This window comes from Kaarinaea lacus (genome assembly GCF_975902315.1).
Map to the genome: position 1 here is coordinate 1 of NZ_CDLKIE010000253.1, position 8,999 is coordinate 8,999.

The following is an 8,999-nucleotide window of genomic DNA, read 5'->3' on the forward strand; positions in this document are numbered from 1 at the left end:
GACGCTAACGTTCAAGCCAATGCCAGCGTGCAGATGGGAATAAAAATCGCCACGCAATGCTAACCAGTCCTGAACCTCGCGGATAGTTCAGGTGTGATAATTTTATGAGATGTTTTTTATTGATTTAATAAATTGTGAACAGTCGCGACGTGCTGCGGTCATTCGTTAACATTATGGATAGGAGAAAGTGTTGTTGTTAACGAACTAATGTACTTGATCCAGATTTTTATAGCTCATGATCTCCTGAAGTGAGCGAAAAACGCCCGTGTCAAACTCGTGAAATTTCAACCCTATTCCTTCATTAGTCACTCGCACGATTTTCGCGTGCAAGTTATGTTTTACCAGTCTTTGCCCTGACGGCAGGTGAAACACTAGTTCGACGTTATCATCCTGTCCAATGGAATGAGCCAGTTCCAAATCCAGAAAAGCACCACCGAGGCCGACATCTCTCGACTGGCAAGTGCAAACTTTTTCGCCATCTCGAAATACGTCGACATCTAACCGCAACTCTCTGCGATCACTCCAACGATTTTCCATAAAACCCCCTGGACAAGCTTCTGTTCGGGTGAAAAAGAAACTATGTGTCCTGAGCCAATATGACAACAACGTTAATCCGTTATTATCGCTGCCATAAGGTTGAGAAAAGACTATCACTACATCAATTACTGCAATATGCCTAATTGAAATCTGTGTTAGCCCACGATAGCCAACAGTTCCCTTGTGGCCTGACTCTCGTTATGGTGGGACTCCATATCTTCAGAGACAAATTCTCTTCAGACACCAAATACCAGCAATAACCAAGCCAAATCCCGGATACAACTAAAACACTGCCAACGAATCAAGGACCTATAAGACAAGAATATCAATCCATAGGAATCAGAAATCACACCTTGATCACATTTTGTTAATAAAACCGACACAAAGCCAATTTTATAAGAAGATAAATATCTTTGAATGCTGGTTTGAAACCAGCGAAGAGTTACTACCTGAATCTACTGACAGAAGAACAAAAATATTCTGTTAGATCTGCTTTTATTTAAGCACGATTGAAGGGAAAGGCCAATACGTCATTCAAAAATTCTTTAGCATCGATAAATTGAATTAATCGATCTATACCTAGCGCAACGCCTGAACAATCTGGCAACCCGGCATACAGTGCATCGATTAAGCGTTGATCAATTACAACGGATCCAGCACCTTGCGCCTCTCGCCTATTTTGCTCTTTCTGAAAACGGCTCAGTTGTTCTTCCGCGTTGGCAAGCTCATGAAATCCATTCGCCAGCTCTCTGCCTTCTACATACAATTCAAACCTTTCTGCAACCTGCTCATTCTGGGGCGCAATTCGGGCCAGAGCACATTGAGAAGCTGGGTATTCATAAACAAAACACAAGCGCCCCTCCCCCAACCTGGGTTGAATCCGGTGTGACATTAAAAAATCCAGGTAGAGATCCCTGTCATCCTGATCATGAACAGGTATTGAAAATCCGGCTTGTTGAGCCAATTGCTGTAATTCATCCAGTCTTGCCGTTAATGGATCGATTCCGACATAACGTTGAAACGCCTCCTGGTATGTCAGATATTCCGGTGCGTTCAATTCACGGTTTATAAGCATCATTACGAGCTCGGCGACTTCTTTCATCAACTCTCGGTAATCCATTCCAACGCGATACCATTCCAGCATGGTAAATTCAGGATTATGCTGAGCACCCAACTCCGATTGACGAAACACATGACACAATTGATAAATTGAACCACTCCCTGCGGCTAACAATCGCTTCATATGAAATTCAGGCGATGTAATTAAGAACAAATCTTGCCCCGATGATGCTTCACCTTGATGAAAAACAGTATTGAAACTGTGAATATTGGGATCAGTGGTCGCAGCGATTGATAAGCTTGGAGTATCGACTTCCAGTACATCGCGTTGCGCAAAGAATTCACGAATCGACTGATAAAGCCTGGCACGCAATCGTAAGGAATCAAAGCCGGCTTTTGGCTGCCAGCTTTGATTTTCTGAAGAGTGATCCATGTAGAAATAGAAGAGCGTAAACGACGGGTACGGTCGTTGGATTATTCCTTAACGCGACCCACGTACTCGCCAGTTCGTGTATCGACTTTAATAACTTCGCCCTGCTCAACAAAAAGCGGGACTTTTACTACCGCACCTGTTTCCAGGGTCGCGGGTTTGCCTCCACCACTGGCGGTGTCGCCTCGCACACCGGGATCTGTTTCGGTAATCTGTAATTCTACAAAATTAGGTGGCACCACGGCGATGAGGTCGTTATTCCACAAGGTCACCGTGCACATATCCTGTTCTTTTAACCATTTTGCGGCATCGGCAATAGCGTCTTTATTGGCAGCGAGCTGTTCATAGGTTTCAGGGTGCATAAAATGCCACTGCTCGCCATCGTTATAGAGGTACTGCATTTCGGTGTCCATAACATCGGCTGACTCGACAGATTCGCCAGATTTATAAGTACGTTCTACAACGCGTCCGGTCAGAAGATTCCTGACTTTAACACGCGCAAACGCCTGTCCTTTACCGGGTTTAACAAAGTCAACATCCACAACAGCACAGGGTGCCGAGTCAATCATCAGTTTCATGCCGGAGCGTAAATCATTGGTAGTATATGTAGCCATTTGGTCCTCGATTTGGGAACATAGTCGCAAATAATTACTGAAAGGTACTGCCTTCCAAAAAAGACGCCTATGATACCGCTATCCGTGCCAATTTTGCAGGGTTATGACTGGAAAAATAGTCTGTCTCAAGCTATTAGAGACCCTGATCAACTCTTGAGAATCCTGGAATTACCGGACCAATTGCTGCCAAACGCAATAAGCGCTGCCAAATCCTTCCCGCTACGGGTTCCACTCAGTTATATCAATCGTATAAAAAAGGGCGATCCCGACGATCCCTTACTACGACAAATCCTGCCATTAGGCGATGAACTCGAAAATGCACCAGGTTACAGTCATGACCCGGTTGGCGACCTGAAAGCACAACAGGCACCGGGACTGTTACACAAGTACCATGGACGGGCATTACTGGTCACAACCGGCGCCTGTGGTATCCACTGCCGCTACTGTTTTCGGCGTAATTACCCCTATACGGACTCAAACCCATTGCAGACCAACTGGTCAGCAGTAATAGACTATTTAGAGAAAAATGCTGAGATTAACGAAATAATCTTAAGTGGCGGTGATCCACTTTCCCTCTCTGATCATCGCCTGGCAAACCTGGTTAGCGATCTGGAACAAATAGCACATCTTAGAACATTACGCATCCACACGCGCCTGCCCATAGTGTTACCACAGCGCGTCAATCCGGATTTATTACAATGGATCGCAGCAACGCGATTTAACGTCGTCCTGGTCGTACATGTTAATCATGCCAATGAGATTGACGATGACGTCAAGTGTGCCATGGCGGCGATAAAGAAAACGCAAGCAAGCATACTCAACCAGTCAGTTCTCTTAAAAGGTGTTAACGACAGCACCAAGGCATTGCACCAGTTAAGTCACGCCCTGTTCGATGCGCATATTCTTCCCTACTATCTGCATCAACTGGATAAAGTAAGTGGCGCAGCGCATTTTGCCGTTCCCGACCAATCCGCCTGTCACTTTATTGATGAACTTCGCCAACAATTACCTGGTTACCTGGTTCCTCGATTGGTGAGGGAAGTGTCGGGCAAACCCAATAAAACACCCCTGCTATAGACAAAGAGCTCAACAACGCTTTGCGGGTTTAGCCTCAGTACATTGTATTGCGATGCCCTGGTAAATTTGTCACCATGTGTTCACATAACAGCGACTATAATTACATAAATACCTGAGAAATCAGGAATTCATTAAAGTTTATAACAAAAAATGTCGTAATATCCGTAAGATACGACGTGTTGCGCATAGCAAATCCCGAGTTTAAGACCAGACGCCAAAGCCGGTGGGGGCCTGTATGAATGACCCGCGGTCGACGCTGGGCAATGCACGCAACGCCTTGTTTTAAAAAATTTTAACTGAAGATATCAAAGTGCACGAAACCTGGTTCCAATGTCAGGATTTGGCAGATTTGCGTAAATCGCATACAAATAATCGATGGTTACAACCAGACCAAAAGGCTTATTAAATATTCCGGACTTAGCGGCGCCTGCTTCGGACAGCTTTGATATGCGCCCGCGGAAAATCGACGCATGGTTACAGGAATTACCCATGGGTGATACCGGCGAGTGCGCGCGACGTATTTATCACGTCCTCAAAGAAACCAATCGTTTGAATATCCCGGCCAGAGACCGCTGGCGACTGCTAGAATTATTAACACCCCACATCCACGATATTGCTGGCAGTCTTTCGCGTCATTACGCCAACCAGATTTTACCGATTGCAGAAAAAGACCTGAAAATCGCCACAATATGTATGGAGCTTTATAGTGAGCTGGCGCTTGGCTACAAGATTCTCATTGACCAGGTTTGGACCAAAAAACTGAATTTATTAAACACCAGGTCTACCGTGGGAATGATTTGCCGAGCGATGTATTACTTGTATCAGATCCTGTTAACAGCTTACGAAATTTATACCGACCCGCCATCAAATACCTGGTTGCACATTCACCAGCTTTATTTATATGCAGAAGACAATCAACTGACTCATATCGTGCCTCGTGACATTGATGCCAGAGGACCAATACCTCGCATCAGCATTGGCGAAATATACATCGACATTGTCTTATTGGGACTATTGTCCCCTTTTCGCCTGCGCCAGCCAGATACAAAGAAAGTGGTCAAAGCGCTGGGAGATTGGAGCAAACTTTGCAAGATTTTACCCGCGGAACAATATGAAGAAAAAACTGGACACGTTTTAATCAAGCAAAACAATGATTACGCACCCGGATACTACTTTGTGGACACTACAATTAACCATGTCTATACGCGAACGCTGGATTCTACTGCGCTGGTAGATCACATTAGCGATCTGGTGGTTAGCCAGCCCTCGCGAATAGATCAGAATACCAGTATCTACGACCTGCCAGCGGACGTCATTCGACTGCTTATTATTACCTGGGGTGGCAAATCAAAACGCCTGTTCTCACGAACAACGAAGGATAATCAACTGACCGTCAGCGTTGGCATTAATGCCACTCATTTCATGATCAGCAATATGCAGAAACTGCATACGATTTTGGCTGAAAAAGGCACCTACGCCTCATTAATCCAGTCTGTGGCAGCTGACCAGGTACCCGATTTCGGTGAATTACTGGACAAGGATGACCTTCGTTTTGATTCAGGTGCTCACTTTGATACCGCGCCACTGTTTGGCATCAGCAGTATTGATAGTGCAGGTTCTGACATCTGGGATGATGATTTTACCAATAAAAAACTGGGAGACAGTTATAACCTGAAACTCTGGCAACAAGGCAAAGCAGCCCTCACACCGGCGGACAAGTCTTTTCATGCTGTGCACTGTAACAACATTAATGAAAGTGCTAACGGCTATTGCCTGTTTGGCAATTTAAAAGAAGAGGCGAATCCCACCAAGGTTCAGGTTGGAGAACTCATTGGTATTCGCAATGATAAAGTCAAAAAAGAAGAAGCAATCGATATTGGAATTATTCGGCGCCTGAAAAACACTGACAAAGGTATTGAATTTGGTATCCAGAAAATTGCGCCATCTGCAGATGCTGTGGCAATTTGCCTGTATCACCAGCGCAATATACAGGGTAAATTTCAACGCGCTCTGCTATTGCCACCGATGAAGCCGCGCCACCAACCTGTCACACTCATTGCCGGAAAATCATTTAAAGTTGGCGAAGATATACTCGTCAACAAACTTGGCTTTAAAATTAAAATTCATCTAACCAAGATTATTGAAACTACAGGCGAATTTAACCAATTTGAGTTTAATGTACAAAAAGTCATCGGTCTGGTTTCTGATCAGCAAGCAGAGCCCGCCAAAAATTTTGATTCAGTATGGACACTCATATAATCTTGATCCAGTCCATCGAATGAATAGCTAAACAAACTAAGAATGAAAAAACATAACGGTACATCAGGAGTAAATTGTGGATAAAGAAAAGGTCATCCACCTTCTCATTCTCGTCGAATCATCCCATGATGCGGAAGTACTGGCGAGCACCTTCCGTAATGCGGGTTATGCGGTGCGCTCCAAACATGTGGAAGATGAGGAAGATTTGTTAGCCGCTATCCAGGAAAAAGGCTGGGATCTGCTGATTGCCGCACCCCAGGTAGGCGACTATACATCGGTTAAAGCCATGGAATGTATAAAGGCGGCCGGAAAAGATATTCCCTGTATCGTGTTTGGCCCTATCAACGACAATCAGGTGATTCTGGAAAATATGCGTAATGGGGCTGCCTTTTGTGTACCCGCCGAAGAGCAGGAACTGTTTCAGATTGTTGTCGAAAGGGAGTTCAATAATTTACGTGAACGCAGAAACCAGCGTGAAACCAAGTCCATGTTGGTGGAAAGCGAAAAACGTAACCGAGCGCTCATCGAAAGCTCCAAAGATGCCATCGCCTATATCCACGAGGGCATGCACATTTATGTCAATCAAAGTTACCTGGAGTTGTTTGGCTACGATGACATAGAAGAAGTTGAAGTTATACCTATCATGGACATGATAGCTTCAGAACACCAGCAAGCTTTCAAGGAATTACTCCGCACGTTAAGCAAGGGAGAAACACCCCACGAACAATTCGAATTCAATGCACAACGGCATGACGGCGAACAGTTTAATGCGACCATGTCATTTTCGTCCGCCAGCATTGAAGGCGAACCCTGTACCCAGGTGATCATCCATCAACAGGGTGATAACCGTGAGCTTGAAGCTCAACTCGAGCAAATGAAAAAACAGGATTTATTAACCGGTCTGTACAATGGACAGTTTTTCATGGAAGAGCTGGAAGATGCGTTAAAAAATGCATCAAAAGGTCAGGGTGACTCCGTACTGGTGTCACTGGAGCCGGATGATTTCAAAAAAATCAAGGACTCACTTGGTATCGCGGGAAGTGACATTGTAATTACGGACATGGCGAACTTGCTGAAGGAAAATCTGGGTAGCTATGCAATCATTGCACGCTTTGCGGACACGGTTTTTACTGCCTTATTCTCTCAACTGCCTATAGAACAAATCCAGAAAACCATGGAGAAAGTTCGCAAGCTTTTTGAACAGCATATTTTCGAGGTTGAAGGAAAGACCGTAACGACAACCTGTAGTATTGGTATCAATCCGGTTACTGAAACCTCTCCTGATGCAAGAACATTAATGAGTCAGGTTGAAGCCGCTTGCGGCATGGCTAAAAGCCAGGGTGGCAACCAGATTCATGTTCACACTATCGCCGACCAGCTCGCCAGCCTGGAAGAAGATAGAGCCTGGGTTGAACGCATTAAGCTGGCACTGAAGAACAATGACTTTGTTTTGCATTACCAGCCTATCGTGAGTCTGCACGCGGAGCCCGGCGAACGTTACGAAGTACTGTTACGTATGAAAGGCAGTGATGGAAATCTGATTGAACCGGCTGAATTCATTGGCCCGGCAGAAAACGCCAAGTTGATGGCTGAAGTGGACAAATGGGTCATGAAAAACACGGCTAAAGCCGCTTTGGAAAAACGCCGTGACGGAAAGGAAATCCAGTTTTTCGTTAAACTGGCATCCGATAGCGTGGCTGACATGACGCTATTAACCTGGATCAGCAAGCTGTTAAAAGCGTCCCGTTTGCATGGCAACAGCTTTGTTTTCCAGGTCACCGAACAAACGCTACTCCACAATTTAAAATCCACCAAAACACTGGCTCAGGGATTAAAACAACTGCATTGCATGGTGGCGCTAACTCATGTCAGCAATGATCCCAATGTAAACAAACATATTCCCAGTTTGGGACTGGATTATATCAAAATATCCGGCGACCATATTCAAACACTAACCACCAGTGATAATGCGCAGGAAGCCGTAAAAGATATTGCCGCTATGGCGCAGGAAGGCAACACGCATACAATTGCGGAACATGTTCAGGATCCCACTTGCCTGGCGATACTATGGCAACACGGCGTGAACTTCATTCAGGGGCACTACTTGCAGAAGCCGGATGAGACAATGAACTATGATTTCACTGCCGAAGACTAGGCTGGCAAGCTTTACGAAACATAAAAAAACCGGGCTCGTACCCGGTTTTTTATATACGCAAATTTTACGACTAACAAGATTTAGTTTTATGATATCGACTGTTTCAGCGCAGCGATACGTTCATCCAGGGGTGGATGTGACATAAACAGGCGCTTGATACCCGAACCTAATCCACCGCTAATTCCAAACGCCGCCAGTTGATCTGGCAAATGAGGCTGGTTAACAGAACCTTTCAATCGTTCCAGTGCAGCAATCATTTTCTCGCGACTGGCGAGATGGGCACCGCCCGCATCAGCTCGAAATTCACGTCGACGACTGAACCACATAACAATCATACTGGCCAGGATACCTAATACTATTTCCGCAATGATGGCGGTTATCCAGAAAGCCGGACCATGTCCTCGCTCTACTTTAAATACTACACGATCAACAACGTGTCCGATAACACGGGACAGGAAAATCACAAAAGTATTCACCACTCCCTGTATTAACGCCAGTGTTACCATATCCCCATTGGCAACATGACTAACCTCGTGACCCAGTACCGCTTCGGCTTCCTCTTGAGTCATGTGCCGTAACAAGCCAGTACTCACCGCTACCAGGGCGTTGTTGCGTGACATGCCTGTCGCAAACGCATTGACATCCGGCGCATCATAAATGGCCACTTCCGGCATACCAATGCCAGCCAGTTGCGCCTGACGATTTACCGTGCTCACCAGCCATTGTTCCGTGGAATTTGCGGGTGACTCAATTACTCGTGCTCCGGTAAAACGTTTTGCTGTCCATTTGGATATCGCCAGGGAAATGAAAGAACCGCCAAAGCCAAACACGGCGGCAAAAATTAACAGGCTATTGATATCCAGGTCGA

The 8,999-nt window shown here is 45.4% G+C and carries 7 protein-coding genes; 3 read left to right on the forward strand and 4 right to left on the reverse strand.

Translation table 11 applies throughout. The features are described from left to right. Nucleotides 1–204 precede the first annotated feature (204 nt). The 3 genes from ACWVCM_RS07825 to efp all read right to left on the reverse strand — a co-directional run bounded on the left by ACWVCM_RS07825 (nucleotide 205) and on the right by efp (nucleotide 2,640). A complete protein-coding gene (locus ACWVCM_RS07825) occupies nucleotides 205–537 on the reverse strand; it encodes a PilZ domain-containing protein (RefSeq protein WP_455201173.1) in 333 nt (110 codons plus the stop codon). Between the two features lie 499 nt (nucleotides 538–1,036). Further along, nucleotides 1,037–2,029, reverse strand: a complete 993-nt coding sequence (epmA, locus tag ACWVCM_RS07830) for an EF-P lysine aminoacylase EpmA (protein ID WP_455201174.1) — start codon at nucleotides 2,027–2,029, stop codon at nucleotides 1,037–1,039. 41 nt (nucleotides 2,030–2,070) lie between these two features. Further along, nucleotides 2,071–2,640 (reverse strand): elongation factor P, encoded by a 570-nt coding sequence (efp, locus tag ACWVCM_RS07835; protein ID WP_455201175.1) that lies wholly within the window; start codon nucleotides 2,638–2,640, stop codon nucleotides 2,071–2,073. 69 nt (nucleotides 2,641–2,709) lie between these two features. Between efp and epmB the strand changes: the two genes are divergently transcribed. The 3 genes from epmB to ACWVCM_RS07850 all read left to right on the forward strand — a co-directional run bounded on the left by epmB (nucleotide 2,710) and on the right by ACWVCM_RS07850 (nucleotide 8,131). Next, on the forward strand, nucleotides 2,710–3,717 hold the full coding sequence (epmB, locus tag ACWVCM_RS07840) for an EF-P beta-lysylation protein EpmB (RefSeq protein WP_455201176.1): 1,008 nt from the start codon (nucleotides 2,710–2,712) through the stop codon (nucleotides 3,715–3,717). A 447-nt stretch (nucleotides 3,718–4,164) separates the two neighbouring features. Further along, on the forward strand, nucleotides 4,165–5,976 hold the full coding sequence (locus tag ACWVCM_RS07845; protein WP_455201177.1) for a hypothetical protein: 1,812 nt from the start codon (nucleotides 4,165–4,167) through the stop codon (nucleotides 5,974–5,976). Nucleotides 5,977–6,052: 76 nt separating this feature from the next. Further along, nucleotides 6,053–8,131, forward strand: a complete 2,079-nt coding sequence (locus ACWVCM_RS07850; protein ID WP_455201178.1) for an EAL domain-containing protein — start codon at nucleotides 6,053–6,055, stop codon at nucleotides 8,129–8,131. Nucleotides 8,132–8,217: 86 nt separating this feature from the next. On the opposite strand, the gene htpX is transcribed toward ACWVCM_RS07850, so the two are convergent. Then, nucleotides 8,218–8,999: protease HtpX (htpX, locus tag ACWVCM_RS07855; protein ID WP_455201179.1), on the reverse strand; the 782-nt coding region annotated here is incomplete at its 5' end.